Source organism: Chryseobacterium sp., assembly GCF_029240215.1.
Classification (GTDB): Bacteria; Bacteroidota; Bacteroidia; order Flavobacteriales; family Weeksellaceae; genus Chryseobacterium.
The window spans coordinates 167,793-188,014 of record NZ_JARBTK010000005.1 but is presented as its reverse complement, the minus strand read 5'-3'; the positions used below and the strand labels follow the sequence as shown (position 1 = coordinate 188,014).

Below are 20,222 nucleotides of genomic sequence, written 5' to 3'. Positions count from 1 at the left end.
TTCTCTTTACCCGAAACAAGGTTTCCGCCATCACCCATTACGCCAGATCCGGCAGCTGCAGTATAATTAATGATGTTGTTCTTACCATTTACCAATGAGGCTTGAAAATTGTTAACAGTGTTTGTATTACCGGTTACAAATGTGTTGACACTATTGCTGCCAGTTATAACATTACTATTACCATATATATTGGTAGAAGAAGATGTAGTAGAATTAGCCCTTCCAAATATTGAGACCAAGTTACCCGTTGCTGAATTACCACTGCCCCATACAAAACTACCTATGCCGGTAACTGTATTTGCTGCTTCAAGCGTACCATTATCAACTGCTCCTGCACCACCATAAAAACTACCTGTTGTAGTAATAATAGCTCTTGAAATACCATTAACCCCTAAAACCAGGTTTTGAGCATCTTTGGTACCTACATAGTTGTTGGTTGCACCCATAAGAGTGGGTACTGTACCAATTGGATTAGTACTCGCATTGCCTGTCAAATCCCAAAAATTACCAGCAGCAGCCCCGGAAAGTTTTTGCCAAACTAAATTGTTATCAAAATAATAATAACCTGGTGATGTAATGTTTATTGTCTTACCAGCAGGTGTACCACCAACAGCAGCGGTTGCATAGACTATGGATCCAATCTGAGGGGTATCATATTGGGTATCTCCGGATTTTATCTGGTCTCCCGTAAGTCTCGGGGCAATGATACCTTCCGGTTTTGTGCCGTCTGTAGTCTTTGCTGTTACATCCAAGGTGGCCTTCGGAGCCTCGTTGTTGATACCCACTTGAGCTGCTGCCATTGCTGCTGCCAAAAATGCAGCCGTAACTAGAATTTTCTTCATTTTTGTATTTTTTTAATTGTTAATATTTAATTGTCTATTGTTTCGTCTGTCTATTGTTTCGTCAGCTCGATTGAAATCCTGAAAGAATTTTGCATTGAGAACCTCTCCTAAAACCCTTCTCGATACGCTGCGCTACTCGAAGTGACGGTGCATCTGCCTTTAATTTCCATTGAGTGGTACATATTTGACGTTGTTAAGTCCATTTTTGAGGTTTGTAAGGTCAAATTTGAGGTCTGGAACGTCAACTTTGAGGCTTGTAACCTCATTTTTGGAGTTCGTAACGTGAAAAATGAGGTCATCCAACGTCAACTTTGGACTTAGAAACCTCATTGCCGGAACACAATAAAACCGCCTCTCTGTTACACAGTTCAACGAAACGATTGTGTCTTACAAATACTTGTAACTTTTTTGCACCGGTCCTTAGTAACACCACTTCTAATTTTTCTGAGAACAACAAATCTTACCTGAGTTTTTAAAATCTTTTTTCAAGGAACAAAGAGAAACAACTACACGCATACAGACAACCAATTGGCATACATAAAATCAAAAAAAACATACAAAATTTGAAATTATATATGGGTATTTTTTAAAATAAACTTGCAGCTATAACCTTTGCACTAGACTAATGATCAACTACTTACAAATAATTTTACGTCCATATTAAATTATTGTAGACACCTGTCAACAGGTATTTTTTATTTTAATGTTTTATCTTTGCGATACTATGAAAACACAATACTTTTTTTCTTCTTTTGTACTCCTGCTTATCTGCTCTTTATCCTTTGCCCAGATTCCTGAAATTCCAAAATCTTACCAGGCAAAACTGGAGCAGCATCAAACAGAGATGAAAACCCATCCGAAAGCAGCACAGAAAAAATTGCTTGCCCTGATAGAAGAAACCGAAAGGAAACAGCTCCATCTTGTGACCATCCGTGCCTATGAAGTGATTGCCAACCACTATTCTACAAAGGGAGAAGGGAAAAATGCTATAGAATATGCCCAAAAAGCGGCCCAGCTTTCCGAAAAATACGGCTATCGTGCCGATGCTGCCGGTATGCGGGGTCTTATAGGTAATGAATATATCCTGCTTGAGATGGATGACCTTGCCAAAGAAAATATACAGAAAGGCATAGAAATGGTGAAAAACCCGGGTAATGATACCGACCGAATCTATCTCGGGAATCTCTATGCTTATCTTACGATGCTGAAAGAAAAGTCCAAAGACAGTACATCTTTGCGCCTTGCCTATGCCCGAAAATCTTTGTCGAGCTATTTACAGATTGGTAAAAAGACGGAAAGGGAACAGTTCTCGATGATTGGCTATGGAAATATAGGAATCGGTTACAAAAAAGCGGGAAAACAAGATTCTGCAATCTGGGCGTTTGATAAGCTTCTTTCCATAAACCAAGGAAAAAATGCCTATATGGACGGAAATGCTTTTATGAACAAAGGGGCTATCTTTTTGGAAACCAAACAAACGGATTCAGCAGAAATCTATTTGAAAAGGGCTGAGAAAATATTTAAGCTAAACCATTTTCTGAATGAAGAGAAAGAGCTCTACCAAAACTTTATACAACTGTATGAACAAACAAATAATAAAGAAAAACTTAGAGAATACAGAACCAATCTTCTGGAACTGGAAAACCAACAGCAGAAATCCCAACTGAATACTGCTGTTGAATTAATTAAAACCGAAAACAGCCAGAAGAAATCAATAACATCCAATTTCTATAAAATTGCCATCGGATTTGGTACTCTCATCATCGCTCTGCTTATCATAGTGGGTTGGCAAAGAAAAAAACGTCTTAGCGAGAAAGCCGCTTTTGAAGTATACCGAAAGAACAGAAACTCAGAAGAACAACATACAGCAGAAAACAAAAATACAGAAAACATACAAATCACAGGAAATAACGAAGAAGAGCCGAAAAACGAAAACCTGAGCGAAGATGTAGAGATGAGACTGCTAAAGGGGCTGGAAAAATTTGAAAAAGAGCACCGCTACAACGAGAAAGGAATCGCAGTAAGGGAAATCACATCCCAGCTCAATACCAATGCGACATACCTATCCATAGTCATCAAAAAGCATAAAGCCGATAATTTCAGCAGTTATATCAACACGCTGCGCATCAACTACATTGTAGAAAAAATAGAAAATGTCCCGGAATACAGAAAATACAAGGTTAGTTATCTGGCAGAAGAAACCGGCTTCTCATCTGCTTATGCTTTTTCAAAAGTTTTTAAAGATATAACGGGAGTTTCGCCTTCATCCTATATTAGTCTGTTGGGGAAAGAAGAGTAAAAAACCTATTAATAAAACATTTTTCTGACTTTCAATAATTTAAACTGTTAAGAAAAAGAAGAAGAAGAGTGTTTGTCATTCCGCAGGAATCTCAACGGTTGAAAGTTAAAGACTTTGTTTAGATTTCTACGGAATGACAAAGATCATATTTTTCAAAATAAAAGAGCTTTTTCGAAATCGAAAAAACTCTTTTATTAACAATCATAATTAATAATCTACTTCATGATCGGCAAATGCGTACTGATTGCGATTCTGTTCCATGCATTAATGGTAACAATCGCCATGATAATTTGTGCAATCTGAGCTTCATCAAACAATTGTTTAGCCTTATAATAAGTTTCTTCAGTCAATCCTTTTTGGCTGATTAAGGTAATCTCCTCAGTCATCGCCAAAAGCACCTGTTCTTCTTCCGTGTAAAGTTCCAAGGCTTCTCTCCATGCGTTCAGAAGGTAGATTCTTTGTGGAGTTTCGCCGTACTTCACCGCGTCTTTTGTATGCATATCAAGACAGAACGCACATCCGTTGATCTGTGAAGCCCTGATTTTAATTAATTCTTTCTGAATGTGGTTTAAAGAAATAGTCTGAAGGTATCCTTCCAATCCCATCATTGCTTTGTAAGCTGCTGAATCTGTAGTTGCGATGTTTACTCTTGTACTCATATTATTTTGTTTTAAATTTCTGATACAAAGGTCAATGATTAAAACATCAAAAATCTTAAACTGGTTTAAGAACGTAATTTTGCCCGAATTTCACTTAAATATTCCGGAGTGAAACCCAGAAAAGAAGCAATTAAATATTGTGGAATCCTCTGAATAAACCAAGGATATTGAGTACTGAAATGGATGTACAATTCTTCCCTGCTCATCTCATACAGATATCTGATTCTTCGTTCTGCCGCAGCATAAGCTCTTTGATAGATCATTCTGAAATAACGCTCCATTACAGGATGTTTCTTTAATAATTTTTCCTGAGATTGAAGATCAATTACCAAAACTGTAGACCGCTCAACGGACTGAATAGTAAAACTGGATTTTGCCTGTCTTTCATAGGCAAAAGTATCGGTGATCCACCAATTTTCGATGGCAAATTCGGTGGTTTGTTCCACTCCTTTTTCATTAATAAAAAACTTTCTGAGGCAACCTTTCTGCACAAAATACAAGGATCTGCAAATCTCACCACTTAAGGTAAGATTTTCCTTTTTACTTATTTCTAAAACCTGAAAAAAAGAGAGAACAGAAGTATATTCTTCTTCACTGATATTGATAAATTTATCTAAATGTCCCTTAAAAGTATTCATTTTTGAAATTGTGTAATCAAACTTAACTTTATTTTTTTAGTTTTACAATGACAAAACATTGAATCATGGAAATCGTTGCAAAAATTTTGATCGCATTAGTCGCAATAGAACACATCTACATTCTTTGGATGGAAATGTTTGCGTGGGAAACCAAAGGAAAGGAAGTTTTCAAAGCAGCTTTACCCGCAGAAATGTTTAAGCCCACAAAAGGTTTAGCAGCCAATCAGGGACTTTATAACGGTTTTCTTGCCGCCGGATTGATCTGGTCTTTCTTCATTGGAGATCCGAAATGGCAAACCAATGTTGCTCTATTTTTCCTGAGTTGTGTAGCCATTGCAGGAATTTACGGTGCAATTTCTGCGACGAAAAAGATATTTTTTGTTCAAGCTTTACCTGCTATTTTGGCGATTATTGTGGTTTTATTAAAATAATTTTTCTCATCTGTAAAAAATTTATCCCGTCTTTGTCATTCCGTAGGAATCTCAACTTCGCAAAAGACTTTGCTTAGATTCCTACGGAATGACAAACATCGTCTTAGAGATTCGTAATTTCTTTTAACCTTTCCTTCATTTTTTCAGGCTTAAATTGCCCTTCATGAAAATAAATCAGATTCTGATTCTTATCTAAAATAATCCACAACGGATAAACAGGCTGATTTTTATTTTTAGACAAAGCTAAAGCCAGCTCATGAATTCCGGAATTTCCATTGGGTAAATAATCAAATTCCTGTCCTTGAAAATTGATTTTCTCTTTTGTCTTTTCCGCTTCAAAATTGATGAAATAAAAATCTTTATTAATCATTTCAACCAACTCTTTATTCTTATTTAATTGAAAAGATTCAATCTTGCAGACCGAACACCAATCTGTATAAAGATGAATAATAACGGGCTTTTGCTGTTGTTTTTGCGAATTTTCAAGATCAGAAAAAGTGCGAGTTTTCATCTGTGAAAGACAAAAACAAGGCACTAAAATTAAAAATATCGTTAAATTTTTCATTTCAAAGTATATTTTACTCCCATAAAACCTCTGATTTTCTGCATCGGAGCGAATCCGTAAGTCGTATCAAAAGTATAATGATTGGGGTTGTTGATCGGATCATTAACATGTTGGTCAAACGGATCAAAAGGTCGCATCAACGGATCTTTAGGAGTGAAATTGAACAGATTTTTAATTCCGCAATATACTTCAAACCCGGATTTGAAACTTTTTGAAACCTGAATATTCGCCAACGAATAAAACGGAGAATATTCTGGTCGATAATCATTTGGTAAAACAGGCAATCGCATCGGACCATAAAACTGTCCTGTAAAATCTATCGTCAGATTCTTGGGAAATTTATAGGTCAAACTGTACGTTCCGCTCCATTTTGGAGCATGAAGTTGTTGAACTTTTTCATTTTCACCATCAAATTTCTGATACACATCAAGATAAGTCACGCCTAAATTAATACTCAAAGGAAAACTAAAACTGTAATCCACATTCATTGAAGCTCCCCTTGAAATTCCGTATCCGTGAAGATTATCGTAAATAATTTTCTCAGGATCTTTATCAAAATCTCCGACAATTTTATTGCTGAAATATGTGTAAAACGCAGAAGCATCCACATTAATCAAACGATCTCCGACAGGGATTTTCCAGACATAATTCAAATTTCCGTTGACGGATTTTTCAGGTTTTAAATTTGATTGAATCACGACTTCGCGAGAACCCGTCAACGCAGCGTGATCTTCTGTAAATAAATTCACCACCCTGAAGCCTGTCCCAAAATTGAATCGCAACGTATGATAAGGATTGGGAGAAAATTTCCACGCGAAACGCGGTGAATGAACAGAATGATGGATTTTATCGTAATCAAATCTGTAGCCCAGCAACAATGTATTTTTTTCGTTAATTTCCCATTGATCCTGAATAAACGCTCCAAAAATTGGAGATTTCATCGGTTCGTTTGTAAATCCGTCCACAGATGAAGTTCCGGGTGTATTATCATCATAAAAAGTTTTTTTATAAGTAACTCCTAAAATCAAATCATGATTTCCGAGTTTTTTATCCCAGTACGTTTGTACAAAAGCCACTTTCTGTGTCGCATTAAACGGGTTACTCCCATAAAATGAATTCTGATCATGAAAATTATACGAAAATTGGGTAATAATATTTTCTTTCATCGGCCACTGATACATCCCGAAAGCCTCTACTCTATTGGTATAAATACTTTCTCCATACACTTCATTGCTTCCACGATATGATTTATTCCACTGCATTTCGCCGCCGAAACGGTCTTCATATAAATATCTCAATGCAAAACTTGCCAATCGGTTTTCCTTTCTCTGGAAATTCCATTTATTGAAGACTGAAACTCTGTTTTGTAATGCTGCATCCGTGAAATTATCTTTATTCTCATCGAATCTTTTTTCATAATTAAAATAATTTAAGCTTAATAATGAAGCGACATTTTTTCCAAAGTTAAATTTGGTTGACAGATCCACATTATTTTCAGCCCAGGTTGTTGTCATAAGATCAATACTTAATTTTGGGGCAGTCAAAGCGTTTTTAGTGATAATATTAATGACTCCGCCCATTGCTTCAGAACCATAAAGAGACGAAGCAGGACCTTTTACAACTTCAATTCTGTCAATCAAACTATTAGGAATTCCACTTAAACCATAAACGGTGGAAAGCGAACTTACAATCGGCATTCCGTCGATCAAAATCATCGTGTAAGGTCCTTCCAATCCGTTGATATGAATATCTCCCGTATTACAAACCGAGCAATTTAATTGAGGTTTCACACCATTTACCATTGCAATGGCTTCAAAAATATTGGGAGTCGGGTTTTTCTGGAAAAATTTTTGACTGTAAATTTCAACCGCAACCGGACTTTTCGATCTGCTTATTGGTTTTATGGTTCCGGTAATGACAACATCATCGATTAATTTTGTTTTCATCTCTTTTTTGCCTGAAATTTTCACCGAATCCAGTTTTTCTGATGGGTTTACATTCAAACTATCCACCTCCTGTGAAAAACAATAACCTGAAAAAAAGATGGCAGAAAATAATATTCGCTTCATGAAATTAAATTGTTAGGCAAAACTAACAATTATTTTTAGAACAGCAAAACTATCTGAAAATCTTTATCAAATTCAATTCGTGAAAATTTATTAAATTTGAGAATCTAGATATAAAAGTAAAATGAGATATCATCAGTCGGGAAATATCCCACCAAAAAGGCATACGATTTTCAAATCTCCGGAAGATAAATTCTATTACGAACAACTTTTCGGGACGGAAGGTTTTCACGGAATTTCTTCCCTGTTGTACCATATTCACCGTCCGACTCAGATAAAATCTATCGGTGAAGCAAAAGATGTAACACCGAAAATTGCTGTTGATAAAAACGTAACTCCAAGAATGTTTAAAGGAATGAACGTCACTCCTGAAGACGATTTTATGGACAGCCGAAAGTTTTTGATGGTAAACAATGACCTGAAAATGGGATTATCGAAACCTAGAAAATCAATGGATTATTTCTACAAAAATGCTGAGTGTGACGAGCTTTTATATGTTCACAACGGAAGCGGAATTTTAAAAACTTTTGTGGGTGATCTTGAATTTTTTGTTGGCGATTATCTTATTATTCCGAGAGGAACAATTTATCAGGTTGAATTAAATTCTGACGACACCGTTTTCTTTGTAGTAGAAAGTCATTCTCCGATTTACACTCCAAAAAGGTACAGAAACGAATTCGGGCAACTTTTAGAACATTCTCCGTTCTGCGAAAGAGATATCATTGCTCCTACTTTCAAGGAACCAAAAGATGAAAAAGGAGAATTTTTAATTAAAGTAAAAAAAGAAAATCAAATTACGGATTTCATCTACGCGACGCATCCGTTCGATGTTGTAGGTTGGGACGGGTATTTTTATCCTTATAAATTTAATATCAAAAATTTCGAACCGATTACAGGTAGAATTCACCAACCGCCACCGGTTCACCAGACTTTTGAGGCGCACAATTTTGTGGTTTGTTCGTTTTGCGCGAGAATGTATGACTATCATCCAATGGCAATTCCGGCGCCTTACAATCACTCCAATATTGATTCTGATGAAGTTTTATTCTACACAGAAGGTGATTTTATGAGCCGTAACCACATTGATTTAATGGACTTTACGCTTCACCCGGGAGGAATCGTTCACGGACCTCATCCTGGAGCAATGGAAAGAAGTATCGGTAAAAAATTCACGGAAGAATATGCCGTGATGGTTGACCCTTTCCGTCCTTTAAAAATTACGGAAGAAGCGTTGAAAGTAGAAGATCCTTCATACAAAACCTCATGGCTGGAAAGTGAAGATCATAACTTGGAAGACCGTTCTCAGGAGTAAAAAGTAATTTAAATAAATAAAAGGGCTGAATGTAATACATTCAGCCCTTTTATTTACTAGATTTAACTAAAACATGATAAATATCTGAGAATATTTGGACTTAATAAAAGCGATATGAAGTATCTTTAAGACTAAGAAAAATTTATAAAAAATCAATATGCATAATTATATCAGCGCAGAAGAAGCAATTTATACTATCAAAAGCGGAAATCGGGTATTTTTTCACGGAAGTGCATGTACTCCCAATTATTTAATTGATGAGCTGGCGAGACAATCTCACCGGTTGGATAATGTAGAAATGGTTTCTATAACTCAACAGGGAAATGTGGAAATTGCAAAACCCGAATATAGAGACAAATTTTTTGTAAACTCATTGTTCGTTTCCACTCCTGTTCGTGATGCGGTCAACTCCGACAGAGGAGATTTTGTTCCCGTGTTTTTAAGTGAAATTCCGATTTTATTCAGAAAAAACATTTTACCATTGGATGTGGCTTTGATCACCGTTTCGCCACCCGACAAACATGGATTTTGTACATTGGGAACTTCGGTGGATGTAGCAAGAGCTGCGGTTGATACAGCAAAAATTATCGTTGCAATAGTAAATCCGTTAATGCCAAGAACTCATGGAGACGGAATGATTCATGTAAACAGAATCAATAAATTGGTTTGGCACGAAGAAGAGCTTCCTACGGTTGATTATGGAGCAAAAGTTGGTCCTGAAGAAATGCTTGTCGGAAAAAATGTTGCAGAACTTATTGAAGACAAATCAACATTACAAATGGGAATCGGAACTATTCCTGATGCGGTTTTAAAATGTCTGAATAATCATAAAGATCTTGGTGTTCACACAGAAATGTTGAGCGACGGAGTGATTGATTTGATTCAAAATGATGTTATCAATAATAAATATAAAGGCTACAACGATAATAAAACCATCACAAGTTTCTGCTTCGGGACAAGAAAATTATACGATTACGTAGATGACAATACTGTTTTTTCATTTGACGATGTAAGCAATGTCAATTTCCCGATCAATATTATGAGAAACAAAAAAATGGTTGCCATCAATTCTGCGATTGAAATTGATTTAACCGGACAGGTTTGTGCAGATTCCATAGGAACTATGCAGTACAGCGGAATTGGCGGACAAATGGATTTTATGCGAGGTGCTGCTTTAAGCGAAGACGGAAAACCAATTATCGCCATTACCTCAAGGACAAAAAAAGGAGTTTCCAGAATTGTTCCATTTTTAAAACAAGGAGCAGGAGTCGTGACAACAAGAGGACACATTCATTGGGTGGTTACAGAATATGGAACCGCTTATTTATATGGAAAAAACCTTCGTCAGAGAGCTCAGGAACTCATCAGCATCGCACACCCGGATGACAGAGAGATGTTGGAGAGGGCAGCTTATGAAAGATTTAAGCTTTAAAAACATTTCAAAAGTTCCGTTTGACTAAAAAACGTATATTTAATGAAATTAGAGAAATTACAAACACCGAAAGCTTATGGCAATCTTTTTGCTAAAATTTTTTGATAAATAACACACATTTGAAGACCATATATAATTCGATAAAAGATGAAGTTGTAAGACATTCAAAAGTAAAAGATTCGGTTTTGGGAAAAGTTCAGGGTTGGAAAAGAAGTCATTATATAATTCTTTCGGAAATTATTAAAAATGAACTCGCATTGTCTGAAGAACTCAGATATGACAAAAAATTTGAACTTGGAAATACGATTTCACACATTACATTACAGCGCTTTTTTGAAAATGACTATCAGGACAAAACCCATAATGATCTTCGTTTCCTGAAAACTCTTGATAAGATTTGTATATTTTTAGGCTTTAAAGATCTCAATTCGTATATCTGTTATATCAAAGAAAATGAAATTAATCATAAGGATTTAGATGAAGATATTTTTTCAACAGACATTGTTTACAGATATTGTTCTACCGTTTTCGAACTGTATAAAAACTTTCCTGTACTGAAGCTTGAGCTGTTTAAAGATCTCGTTTTTGAAAATTCCCCTTTTCTGGAAAGAGCTTCAGAGTTCAGCAAAGAGCTTTGTGAGAGAAACTTTGAACTGGTCACTAAAAACAATCGGTCAAACTTTGAAGTATTTGACATCAACATTGTCACAGATGAGCCTGATAAAAAAATACTTGAAACTCAGGAGTTTTGGAATCTTCTTTTCAAAGTAGGTGAAACAGGTGAACAACATTTTGTCAATCAGTTGAATACTCAAATTTATTTCATTCGTAAAATAAACAATGTCTGGAAAATTTGGGATAATTACAATCCGGACGCAGGAAGGTTAAATATTAAAAAATAAAAGCCGTATTAGTTACGGCTTTCTCTATTTTAACATTTTTTTTTCATTATCTGGGATTTCTTATACAAATGTAAAAAATTTATCATAAAAACAATAAACTTAAATACACTTAAACAAAACTTTATTTTTTATTATATATAATGAAATCACCTACACAACAATAATGTTTTTAATTATTTACAGGAATTTTGTAATTTGCAACCTATTAAATAAAAAGTAAAAATAGAAAATATGTCAACACTTACATTTGCCGAAAAAATTGCTCAGGCTGAGAATTTTTTGCCGATCAACGGTACAGATTATATTGAGTTTTATGTAGGAAACGCAAAGCAGGCTGCACATTATTATAAAACCGCTTTTGGTTTTCAGTCTGTGGCTTATGCAGGTCCCGAAACCGGAGTGAGAGATCGCGCTTCTTATGTTCTTCAGCAGGGAAAAATAAGATTGATCTTAACGACAGGTCTTAAATCCGACTCTCCAATCAGTGAGCACGTAAAAAAACACGGCGATGGAGTGAAAATTTTGGCATTGTGGGTAGATGATGCCTATTCAGCATTTGAAGAAACCACAAAAAGAGGTGGAAAACCGTATCTAGAGCCTGTAACATTGACCGATGAGTACGGTGAAGTAAAAATGTCAGGAATTTATACTTACGGAGAAACTGTTCATATGTTTATCGAGAGAAAAAATTATACAGGTCCGTTCATGCCCGGCTATCAAAAATGGGAAAGCGATTACAAACCTGAAGAAGCCGGTTTGCTGTACGTTGACCATTGTGTAGGAAATGTAGACTGGGACAGAATGATCCCAACTGTTGAATGGTACGAAAAAGTAATGGGATTTGTTAACATCCTGTCATTTGATGATAAGCAGATCAACACAGAATATTCTGCATTGATGTCTAAAGTAATGTCAAACGGAAACGGATTTGCAAAATTCCCGATCAATGAACCAGCAGAAGGTAAAAAGAAATCTCAGGTTGAGGAATATCTTGATTTCTATGAAGGTGAAGGTGTACAGCATATCGCAGTTGCCACAAAAGACATTATTCATACAGTAACTGAGCTAAAAAAACGCGGTGTAGAATTCCTTTCTGCTCCACCGGAAGCATATTACAACATGGTTCCAGAGAGAGTAGGTCACATCGACGAAGATCTTAAAAAACTTCAGGATCTAGGAATCTTGATCGATCATGATGAGGAAGGCTATCTATTACAAATCTTCACAAAACCTGTTGAAGACCGCCCTACTCTTTTCTTTGAAATCATTGAAAGACACGGCGCACAAAGCTTCGGAGCAGGTAATTTTAAAGCGCTTTTCGAAGCTTTAGAAAGAGAGCAGGAAAAAAGAGGAAATCTTTAAATTTAAATAAATATAAAGTTTTGTCAGGATGCAGATCTTGGCAAAACTTTTTTATAAACACAGCATATGAAAAAATTATTCATCTTAACATTATTTTTTGCAGGATTTGCTTTTAAAGCACAAAATTACGGAGCTATCAATGAAATTCTTAACCGTCTTGAGGAAAGATTAGGAGTCAATCAACATCTTGAAAACGTGAGTGTAGACAATAAAAAATTTGTTCTTATCAAAGATTTTCCAGATCACACAGAAAGAAGTTTTATCATCATCAAAGGGAAAGATGCTACTTATGTAGAAATGTTTGACGATAAATCAACAGGGCAAAGTACATCGAATGTTTTTTCGGGTGACATTATCCGAAAAAAGAATATCATTTCTCTGAGAGCAGATAAACTCGAAAACAAAAAAATCCCGATTCCTGTTGCTAAAACACTTCTTTTAACAAAACAAAAGGACATTCTTTACCTTATTGATATCAATTCCAGAGACCGATGGATTGATGAAGAATCTTATTCCAAAAAATCAAAATAATAACAATTAAAAGTTTTCTTTTTAAATCTAAACTCCAAACTATCATCTTATGAAATCATTTGTAGAATATAACTCAAATTCAGATTTTTCAATTCACAACATTCCTTTTGGAGTTGCTGTGTTTAACAAAGAATTTATTGCCTGTTGTACAAGAATCGGCGATCAGGTTGTTGATCTTGCGCTTTTGTATGATCTTTCGTATTTCGAAGAAATTGAAGGTTTAGATGACAACGTTTTCGAAGCATATACTTTAAATGAATTCATTGAATTAGGAAAAACTGTAACCAATGCAGTACGTCTTAAAATTCAGGAATTATTACAGGAAGGTTCTATTTTATCTAAAGATGAAAAAACCATTGAAGATGCATTCTACGATTTGGATCAGGTAAAAATGATCATGCCGGTACACATTCCAAACTACACAGATTTCTACAGCAGCATTGAACATGCAACGAATGTTGGGAAAATGTTCAGAGACCCTGCAAACGCTTTGCTACCAAACTGGAAACATTTACCCGTAGGTTATCACGGAAGAGCTTCCTCAATTGTCGTTTCAGGAACAGATATCAACCGTCCAAAAGGTCAGATGAAACCTGCAGATGCAGACAAACCTGTTTTCGGACCCTGCAAACAACTGGATTTTGAGTTGGAAATGGCTTTCATTATCAATCAGAACACGGAAATGGGAGAAAGCGTATCTACAAAAGACGCTGAGAATACAATCTTTGGTATGGTGATTTTCAATGACTGGTCAGCAAGAGATATTCAGTCTTGGGAATATGTTCCATTAGGGCCGTTTTTGGCTAAAAATTTCGGTTCGTCAGTTTCTCCTTGGGTGGTAACTCTGGAAGCTCTGGAACCTTTCAGAACTACTTCTCCAAATCAAGATCCTGAAGTTTTAGATTATTTAAAATTTGAAGGAGATAAAAACTACGATATCAATCTTGAAGTTTATATCCAGCCTGAAAACGGTGAAGAAAATCTAATTTCTGAAAGCAACTACAAACATATGTACTGGAACATGACACAGCAATTGGCTCATCACACCGTAAACGGATGTAACCTTGAAGTCGGTGATCTATATGCAAGCGGAACTATTTCAGGAAGCGATCCAAAGTCTTTCGGTTCAATGCTTGAATTAACGTGGAGAGGTCAAAACCCGATCACATTAAGCAACGGACAGGAAAGAAAGTTCATTGAAGATAATGATACGGTAACGATGAAGGCCTGGGCTGAAAAAGATGGAGTGAGAGTTGGTTTCGGTGAAGTTTCCGGTAAAATTATTCCAACGAAATAAATTTTAAATACAAAATAATATTCACCAAGTTTGTCATTTCGTAGGAATCCAAGCAATTATAGTTCAATATTGTATGATTCCTCAGGAATGACAAATGAAGTACATACGTAAATATCCAATTTAAATTAATATTTTTGAAAACAGTAATTCCATCCGAAATAACTCCTGTACAACTGCAAACCATCATGCAAACAGCCGTTTCACCACGACCAATTGCACTGGCTTCAACAGTTGATAGGGACGGAAACAGTAATTTATCGCCGTTCAGCTTCTTTAATATGTTCAGTACGGTTCCTCCGATTTTGATTTTTTCGCCATCAAGAAGAGTTCGGGACAATACCACAAAACATACTTTAGAAAATGTATATGAAGTTCCTGAAGTTGTCATTGGAACGGTTAATTTCCCTATTGTACAGCAGATTTCTTTAGCCTCAACCGAATATGATGATGGAGTGAATGAGTTTATCAAGTCCGGATTGACGATGAAAGATGCTGATTTAGTGAAACCAAAACTGATTGAAGAATGTCCTGTCAATTTTGAATGTAAAGTTTTAGAAATAAAATCTTTAGGAGATCAAGGTGGCGCCGGAAATCTCGTGATTTGTGAGGTTAAAAAAATTCATATCAGTGAAGAATATCTAAATGAAGAAGGAAATTTAGATCAGAAGAAACTCGATATGGTTGCACGACTTGGCGGAAACTGGTATTCGAGAAATAATGAAAACAATCTTTTTGAAGTTCCGAAACCTTTGGTTACAAAAGGGATTGGTTTTGATCTCCTTCCTGATGCTATAAAATACAGCAAAGTATTCACAGGAAACGATTTGGGAATGCTTGCCAACGTGGAAGTTTTACCTTCAGAAACTTGTCATGATGATGAAAATATTCATCTTGAAGCTCAGAAATTTTTGCTTGAAAGTAAAATTGAAGAAGCTTGGAAATTATTAATCAGATAAATTTCAAAATTAAAAGGAGTGAAAATTTTCACTCCTTTTTTATTCTTAATACCAGACTTTTAGTAACAACATTTCCAACGTCCTTGAGAATCTACCACTTCTGTACCTAAATTAGGCGGTGCGCAGGGAGGTACAACACATCCACCTTGTCCATTACTAAAATAATTATCAAAGCAACCACTTAAGTTACATTGTAAAACCTTATCTCCTCCTGAAATGTTTTTTTGTGCTTCTCTGCTTAATTTTTGAGCATTTTTTAAGTTTAATTTCTTCATAATAAATTTGTTTTGGTATTTGTTTAACGTATTGACTAAATTATTAAAAATAATTGAAAATCAAGTCAGATTACAAATGTTTTTCCCAAATGATTGAAAAATAAATATTTTTAATTTATTCATTCACAATTTTATCATTAATAAACCCAATACATTTCTCAACCACAGCATTCAAATCTACAGGCAAATTATCTTCTATCCACGGTTCTTTGGCACCGAAAACATGATTTCCATTTTCGATTAAAAATAATTCTGAATTGGGATGTAAAATATGAAGATGTTCGGCATTTTTCATATTCACACCTTCATCATTTGTTCCATGAATAATTAAAACATGAGCTTTTGCCATTTCCATTGAACGCTCAACATCAAAACGGTGTTCATTATTTTTAAAATCTTCATAAAACTGATAATAATGTGGCATTTCCTGTTTTGTTCTTGCATTTTCTACATAATAAACCCCTTTATTTTTCCACTCTTCAAGACCGTCACCTTTTGGGAATCTTTCTAAAGTATCTACACTTGCTAAAGTGATCAGAGCGTTGATCCTTTCATCTTCACAAGTTTTCACGATAGAAACCCCTCCGCCTCTGCTGTGACCCATCAAAATAATTTTCTGATCATCAACTTTCGGGTCTTTTGTAAAATGATTGATCACAAAACCCAAATCTGAAAGTTCTTTTGAATAATTATTTTCACCAAAAGCTTTCAGATCATCAAATTCTGTTGGATTTACAATTGTGGTTCCGTTGTGCGAAAAATTAAATTTAACAAAGAAAAAACCTGCTTCCGCAAGCTTTTCCGCCATTAAATTCCACGCACCCCAATCTTTGTAGCCTTTATAACCGTGAACGAAAATCACCAAAGGAAATTTGCCATCAGTTTCAGAATAAAATGCATCGGCAAGAAAATCTTTGGTGTCGGGATTTGAGAGTTGTATGTTGAGGTTTTTTGTGATGTTCATATTTTTTTATGTAATGTTAATATCCATTTTTTGTCATTCCGGAGGAATCTAGATTATTTTTTAAACTAAAATTGCTGCTTAGATTCCTACGGAATGACAAACTTTACGCATAATCAGTAGAACATTAAACAATTTTTTCAGCTTAAAAATAGGATAAATAGAATTAAACACAAAGTAAAATCTTATTTTTGCGGTATGTTGGATTTAAGAACGGTTACAGTAATACGATACATTCTTCCTTTGAGAGAAGGTGGTTCGCTGCCTGCTTTGGCGGAAGCTGATGACGATTTTAAGTATGTTTTAAAATTCCGTGGTGCCGGTCATGGAGTAAAAATGCTGATTTCCGAACTTTTAGGAGGAAAAATCACAGAAGCCTTAGGCTTAAAAATTCCAGAGCTGGTTTTTGCAAACCTCGATGTAGATTTCGGAAGAACGGAAGCTGATGAAGAGATTCAGGATTTGCTTAAATTTTCTGAAGGTCTCAACTTAGGTTTGCATTATCTTTCAGAATCTATTGCATTTGATTCAAGCATTAAAGTTGATCCGCTTCTCGCTTCAAAAATTGTCTGGATGGATGCATTTATCACCAATATTGACCGTACTTTCAAAAATACAAATCTTTTGATGTGGCATAAAGAATTGTGGGTGATTGATAACGGTGCATCATTTTATTTTCATCATTCGTGGCAGAATTTTGATACGGCTGCAAAAACGCCTTTTAAATATGTGAAAGATCACGTTTTATTACCTCAGGCGACAATGCTTGATAAAGCGGAGAAGTTTGCCCATGAAGTTTTAAATGATGAAATTTTCAGAACAATTGTTAATCTGATACCTCAAGATTGGCTGCATTGGGACGATGCTGAAGAAAGTCCGGATGAAATTCGTGAAGTGTATTTTAACTTTATGAAAACACGATTAGAAAATTCCCAAATCTTTGTAAACGAAGCCAAAAATGCAAGAAGATAAAATATACGAATACGCCGTAATACGCTTGGTTCCAAAGGTTGAAAGAGAAGAATTTTTCAACATTGGGTTGATTATGTTTTCTAAAAAAGAAAAATATATCAGAGTAGAATTTTATTTATGTCCGGATAAATTCAGGCTGATCAAAAGTAAGCTAGATTATGATGACATCATTCAAAATTTAGAAAGTTTTCAGAAAATTGCCAACGGAGCCAAAGATGGCGGTCCTGTTGCACAGATGGATATTCCAGACAGGTTCCGCTGGTTGACGGCGGTGCGAAGTGCAGTAGTGCAAACTTCAAGACCTCATCCGGGAAAATCTAAAGACCTGGAGAAAACTTTTGGTAAACTTTTTGAAGAGTTAGTAAAATAACACCTTTTCAAATTTATTTATGAATTTATCAGCTAACAACACTCATATCTGCAGGTTTTTTATAAACCTGTTTTTTATTCTCTTCATTTCAACATTCATCTTTGCACAAAAGCCAAAAAGTGAACTTCTGCAAGAAAAAACTGAAGTCACTGAAGACGTCAGTTATAAAAAGGATGGTAAGGGAAATTCTATTTTACTCGATATTTACCGACCTAAAAATTCTTCACAAAAAAAACTTCCGGTTGTCGTCTATCTTCACGGTGGAGCTTGGGTAGAAGGTGATAAATTGATAAATGCTGATAATTATATAGAAAAAACAATTTTAAAACTTGTAGAAAAAGATTTTGTCGTCATCAGTGCCAATTATCGTTTGGTGCGTGAAGATATTCATTTCCCCGGTCCTGTGGAAGATACCAAAGATGTCGTGAGATGGATTCGGAAAAGTGCCGAACAATACGGATTTGATCCTGACAATATCGGTTTTTGGGGAGTTTCTGCAGGTGCTCATCTTTCTCTTTTATCGGCTTATACTGAGGATAATGAGTTTATAGGCGATCCTGAACTTTCGAAATATTCAGGAAAAGTTAATTATGTGGTTGATAATTTCGGCCCAACTGATATGAACAGACTTCTTCACACAAGAGCCCCAAAACCTTTACTTTTTATTGTCGGTTTAATTTCAAAAAAAATAATTGATATCCGAACCAAACTGGCAAAAGGAATCACCGGTTATGATATCAGAACTAACAGAAAAAAAGTGATTGAAGTTTGTAAAACAATTTCACCGCTTAATTATACTGAGCATACGGTTCCAACCTTAATTTTACATGGAAACAAAGATAAAATTGCCCCAATAAGACATTCGAAAAGGCTAAGAAAAATGCTTAAAAAAAACCAGACCGAAAACTCTTTAATTGTCGTTAAAAAAGGAGATCATGGTTTTAAAACTACCGATGTTACTTATCAGAATGAACTAAATGACGCAATGGTCAGTTTTATTATTGCCCACAAAAAATAAATCCGTTTTTCTATTAATCGTTAAAAAAAGCAATTTTAATATTCAGGAATTAACTAATTACAATTTTGCACATCTAAAAATCATAATTAAAACTAATTCCATATGAATCTTAAAAATTTACTTTCAGCTTTTATAGTTTCTATTGTGTTTGTATCCTGCAGTTCGGATGATTCTGCAGAGCAACCTCAACCACAAAATCCGGAAACCACAGAGTCTATGTATTTTCCGCCATCCAACAGCAATGACTGGGAAACAAAATCTATCAGCAATTTGGGCTGGAATCAATCTAAAGTTCAGGACTTACTGAATTATCTTCAGACTAAAAATTCAAAAAGCTTTATGATCCTTCAAAACGGAAGAATCGTGATGGAAAATTATTTTGATTCTCACACTTCCACATCCACATGGTATTGGGCAAGTGCAGGAAAAACCTTAACCTCAACTGTCACAGGAATTGCTGAGCAGGAAGGATTTATCAACATCAATAATAAAGTTTCAGATTACATCGGAAACGGCTGGACAAGCGAACCCCTCGCCAAAGAAAATCTGATCACCTGCAAAAATCTCTTAACCATGACTTCCGGACTTGATGACAGTTTGGGAGATGATGTAACCCCTGCTAACCTTCAGTATAAAGCTGATGCAGGAACAAGATGGGCTTATCACAATGTGTATGTAAAATTGCAGGATGTCGTTTCGCAGGCTACAGGAAAATCATGGTCTGAGTATTTTAATGTAAAACTGAGAGACAAGATCGGAATGACCGGAAGCTGGGTTCAAAGCGGAGACAACAGTGTTTACTGGAGCACAACGAGAAGCATGGCCCGTTTCGGATTATTAGCTTTAAATAATGGAAACTGGAATGGTTCTCAGATCATCAATACGAATTATTTCACTAATGCAACCAGCACATCTCAGAACATTAACCTTTCTTACGGCTATTTATGGTGGCTCAACGGAAAAACGAGCTATCATATGCCACAATCTCAATTACAGTTTCCGGGAAAACTTATTCCGAACGCTCCTGATGATATGTACTGTGCTCTGGGTAAGAATGATCAGAAAATATATGTTGTTCCAAGCAGAAAAATAGTAATTATCAGAATGGGAAATGCAGCGGATAATGTAAATCTTGCACTTTCTGATTTTGATGATGTTTTATGGCAAAAAATAAATGCGGTTATTAATTAAAAACTATCCATTTTAATTTCATTATTTTACAAAAAAAACAGATTTAAAGTTCATTATAAAAGCAAATATAGTTTCATAAAGAAGCATAAAAATAAATATTTAATTTTCAGTGAATTAAATAATTAAATAACTCAAATAAAAGA

19 protein-coding genes and 1 pseudogene are annotated in these 20,222 nt (G+C 35.3%); 13 read left to right on the top strand and 7 right to left on the bottom strand.

Annotated elements, in window-relative coordinates; all coding sequences use genetic code 11:
• Positions 1–842, bottom strand: a pseudogene (locus K0R77_RS12610) (hypothetical protein); the annotation flags it as partial.
• 724 nt (positions 843–1,566) lie between these two features.
• On the opposite strand from K0R77_RS12610, the gene K0R77_RS12605 reads away from it, so the two are divergent.
• A complete protein-coding gene (locus tag K0R77_RS12605) occupies positions 1,567–3,141 on the top strand; it encodes a helix-turn-helix domain-containing protein (protein WP_300352831.1) in 1,575 nt (524 codons plus the stop codon).
• Positions 3,142–3,356: 215 nt separating this feature from the next.
• On the opposite strand, the gene K0R77_RS12600 is transcribed toward K0R77_RS12605, so the two are convergent.
• Both K0R77_RS12600 and K0R77_RS12595 read right to left on the bottom strand, forming a co-directional pair.
• Positions 3,357–3,800, bottom strand: a complete 444-nt coding sequence (locus K0R77_RS12600; protein WP_300352829.1) for a carboxymuconolactone decarboxylase family protein — start codon at positions 3,798–3,800, stop codon at positions 3,357–3,359.
• A gap of 65 nt (positions 3,801–3,865) precedes the next feature.
• A complete protein-coding gene (locus tag K0R77_RS12595) occupies positions 3,866–4,438 on the bottom strand; it encodes a Crp/Fnr family transcriptional regulator (RefSeq protein WP_300352827.1) in 573 nt (190 codons plus the stop codon).
• Positions 4,439–4,503: 65 nt separating this feature from the next.
• Between K0R77_RS12595 and K0R77_RS12590 the strand changes: the two genes are divergently transcribed.
• Entirely contained in the window at positions 4,504–4,869 is a 366-nt protein-coding gene (locus K0R77_RS12590) for a DUF1304 domain-containing protein (RefSeq protein ID WP_300352825.1), read from the top strand.
• Positions 4,870–4,972: 103 nt separating this feature from the next.
• Here K0R77_RS12590 and K0R77_RS12585 read toward each other — a convergent pair whose 3' ends face one another.
• Together K0R77_RS12585 and K0R77_RS12580 are read right to left on the bottom strand one after the other, a co-directional pair.
• On the bottom strand, positions 4,973–5,380 hold the full coding sequence (locus tag K0R77_RS12585) for a thioredoxin fold domain-containing protein (protein WP_367182740.1): 408 nt from the start codon (positions 5,378–5,380) through the stop codon (positions 4,973–4,975).
• 50 nt (positions 5,381–5,430) lie between these two features.
• Positions 5,431–7,503: a TonB-dependent receptor gene (locus K0R77_RS12580; protein ID WP_300352820.1), complete on the bottom strand. Its 2,073-nt coding sequence runs from the start codon at positions 7,501–7,503 to the stop codon at positions 5,431–5,433.
• A 121-nt stretch (positions 7,504–7,624) separates the two neighbouring features.
• Between K0R77_RS12580 and K0R77_RS12575 the strand changes: the two genes are divergently transcribed.
• The 7 genes from K0R77_RS12575 to K0R77_RS12545 all read left to right on the top strand — a co-directional run bounded on the left by K0R77_RS12575 (position 7,625) and on the right by K0R77_RS12545 (position 15,292).
• Positions 7,625–8,812, top strand: a complete 1,188-nt coding sequence (locus K0R77_RS12575; protein ID WP_300352817.1) for a homogentisate 1,2-dioxygenase — start codon at positions 7,625–7,627, stop codon at positions 8,810–8,812.
• A 157-nt stretch (positions 8,813–8,969) separates the two neighbouring features.
• Positions 8,970–10,244 carry an acetyl-CoA hydrolase/transferase C-terminal domain-containing protein gene (locus tag K0R77_RS12570; protein WP_300352814.1) on the top strand — a complete coding sequence of 425 codons (1,275 nt, stop codon included), beginning with the start codon at positions 8,970–8,972 and terminating at the stop codon, positions 10,242–10,244.
• Positions 10,245–10,363: 119 nt separating this feature from the next.
• Entirely contained in the window at positions 10,364–11,146 is a 783-nt protein-coding gene (locus K0R77_RS12565) for a hypothetical protein (RefSeq protein ID WP_300352811.1), read from the top strand.
• A 231-nt stretch (positions 11,147–11,377) separates the two neighbouring features.
• Positions 11,378–12,508, top strand: a complete 1,131-nt coding sequence (gene hppD / locus K0R77_RS12560) for a 4-hydroxyphenylpyruvate dioxygenase (protein ID WP_300352808.1) — start codon at positions 11,378–11,380, stop codon at positions 12,506–12,508.
• Between the two features lie 66 nt (positions 12,509–12,574).
• Positions 12,575–13,039 carry a hypothetical protein gene (locus K0R77_RS12555; protein ID WP_300352805.1) on the top strand — a complete coding sequence of 155 codons (465 nt, stop codon included), beginning with the start codon at positions 12,575–12,577 and terminating at the stop codon, positions 13,037–13,039.
• A gap of 49 nt (positions 13,040–13,088) precedes the next feature.
• On the top strand, positions 13,089–14,336 hold the full coding sequence (gene fahA, locus K0R77_RS12550) for a fumarylacetoacetase (RefSeq protein WP_300352802.1): 1,248 nt from the start codon (positions 13,089–13,091) through the stop codon (positions 14,334–14,336).
• A gap of 134 nt (positions 14,337–14,470) precedes the next feature.
• The gene (locus K0R77_RS12545; protein ID WP_300352799.1) at positions 14,471–15,292 is read left to right on the top strand and encodes a flavin reductase family protein; all 822 of its coding nucleotides are present in this window, start codon (positions 14,471–14,473) and stop codon (positions 15,290–15,292) included.
• Positions 15,293–15,351: 59 nt separating this feature from the next.
• Here the strand turns inward: K0R77_RS12545 and K0R77_RS12540 are convergent, their stop codons facing one another.
• Positions 15,352–15,567, bottom strand: a complete 216-nt coding sequence (locus K0R77_RS12540; RefSeq protein WP_300352796.1) for a hypothetical protein — start codon at positions 15,565–15,567, stop codon at positions 15,352–15,354.
• A gap of 115 nt (positions 15,568–15,682) precedes the next feature.
• Positions 15,683–16,531, bottom strand: a complete 849-nt coding sequence (locus K0R77_RS12535) for an alpha/beta fold hydrolase (protein ID WP_300352794.1) — start codon at positions 16,529–16,531, stop codon at positions 15,683–15,685.
• Between the two features lie 195 nt (positions 16,532–16,726).
• On the opposite strand from K0R77_RS12535, the gene K0R77_RS12530 reads away from it, so the two are divergent.
• The 4 genes from K0R77_RS12530 (at position 16,727) to K0R77_RS12515 (ending at position 20,079) form a co-directional block, all read left to right on the top strand.
• Entirely contained in the window at positions 16,727–17,500 is a 774-nt protein-coding gene (locus tag K0R77_RS12530) for a HipA family kinase (RefSeq protein WP_300352791.1), read from the top strand.
• Positions 17,487–17,870 carry a DUF3037 domain-containing protein gene (locus K0R77_RS12525; protein WP_300352788.1) on the top strand — a complete coding sequence of 128 codons (384 nt, stop codon included), beginning with the start codon at positions 17,487–17,489 and terminating at the stop codon, positions 17,868–17,870. Before K0R77_RS12530 ends, K0R77_RS12525 begins: the two co-directional genes overlap by 14 nt.
• Before the next feature lie 19 nt (positions 17,871–17,889).
• Entirely contained in the window at positions 17,890–18,888 is a 999-nt protein-coding gene (locus K0R77_RS12520) for an alpha/beta hydrolase (RefSeq protein WP_300352785.1), read from the top strand.
• Between the two features lie 102 nt (positions 18,889–18,990).
• Positions 18,991–20,079, top strand: a complete 1,089-nt coding sequence (locus K0R77_RS12515; protein ID WP_300352782.1) for a serine hydrolase — start codon at positions 18,991–18,993, stop codon at positions 20,077–20,079.
• The last annotated feature ends 143 nt before the right edge of the window (positions 20,080–20,222 follow it).

Excerpts from the sequence above, each read along its gene's own strand:
- K0R77_RS12605 (WP_300352831.1), top strand. The coding sequence starts at position 1,567 with ATGAAAACACAATACTTTTTTTCTTCTTTTGTACTCCTGCTTATCTGC.
- K0R77_RS12600 (WP_300352829.1), bottom strand. The coding sequence starts at position 3,800 with ATGAGTACAAGAGTAAACATCGCAACTACAGATTCAGCAGCTTACAAA.
- K0R77_RS12595 (WP_300352827.1), bottom strand. The coding sequence starts at position 4,438 with ATGAATACTTTTAAGGGACATTTAGATAAATTTATCAATATCAGTGAA.
- K0R77_RS12590 (WP_300352825.1), top strand. The coding sequence starts at position 4,504 with ATGGAAATCGTTGCAAAAATTTTGATCGCATTAGTCGCAATAGAACAC.
- K0R77_RS12585 (WP_367182740.1), bottom strand. The coding sequence starts at position 5,380 with ATGAAAACTCGCACTTTTTCTGATCTTGAAAATTCGCAAAAACAACAG.
- K0R77_RS12580 (WP_300352820.1), bottom strand. The coding sequence starts at position 7,503 with ATGAAGCGAATATTATTTTCTGCCATCTTTTTTTCAGGTTATTGTTTT.
- K0R77_RS12575 (WP_300352817.1), top strand. The coding sequence starts at position 7,625 with ATGAGATATCATCAGTCGGGAAATATCCCACCAAAAAGGCATACGATT.
- K0R77_RS12570 (WP_300352814.1), top strand. The coding sequence starts at position 8,970 with ATGCATAATTATATCAGCGCAGAAGAAGCAATTTATACTATCAAAAGC.
- hppD (WP_300352808.1), top strand. The coding sequence starts at position 11,378 with ATGTCAACACTTACATTTGCCGAAAAAATTGCTCAGGCTGAGAATTTT.
- K0R77_RS12555 (WP_300352805.1), top strand. The coding sequence starts at position 12,575 with ATGAAAAAATTATTCATCTTAACATTATTTTTTGCAGGATTTGCTTTT.
- fahA (WP_300352802.1), top strand. The coding sequence starts at position 13,089 with ATGAAATCATTTGTAGAATATAACTCAAATTCAGATTTTTCAATTCAC.
- K0R77_RS12540 (WP_300352796.1), bottom strand. The coding sequence starts at position 15,567 with ATGAAGAAATTAAACTTAAAAAATGCTCAAAAATTAAGCAGAGAAGCA.
- K0R77_RS12535 (WP_300352794.1), bottom strand. The coding sequence starts at position 16,531 with ATGAACATCACAAAAAACCTCAACATACAACTCTCAAATCCCGACACC.
- K0R77_RS12530 (WP_300352791.1), top strand. The coding sequence starts at position 16,727 with ATGTTGGATTTAAGAACGGTTACAGTAATACGATACATTCTTCCTTTG.
- K0R77_RS12525 (WP_300352788.1), top strand. The coding sequence starts at position 17,487 with ATGCAAGAAGATAAAATATACGAATACGCCGTAATACGCTTGGTTCCA.
- K0R77_RS12520 (WP_300352785.1), top strand. The coding sequence starts at position 17,890 with ATGAATTTATCAGCTAACAACACTCATATCTGCAGGTTTTTTATAAAC.
- K0R77_RS12515 (WP_300352782.1), top strand. The coding sequence starts at position 18,991 with ATGAATCTTAAAAATTTACTTTCAGCTTTTATAGTTTCTATTGTGTTT.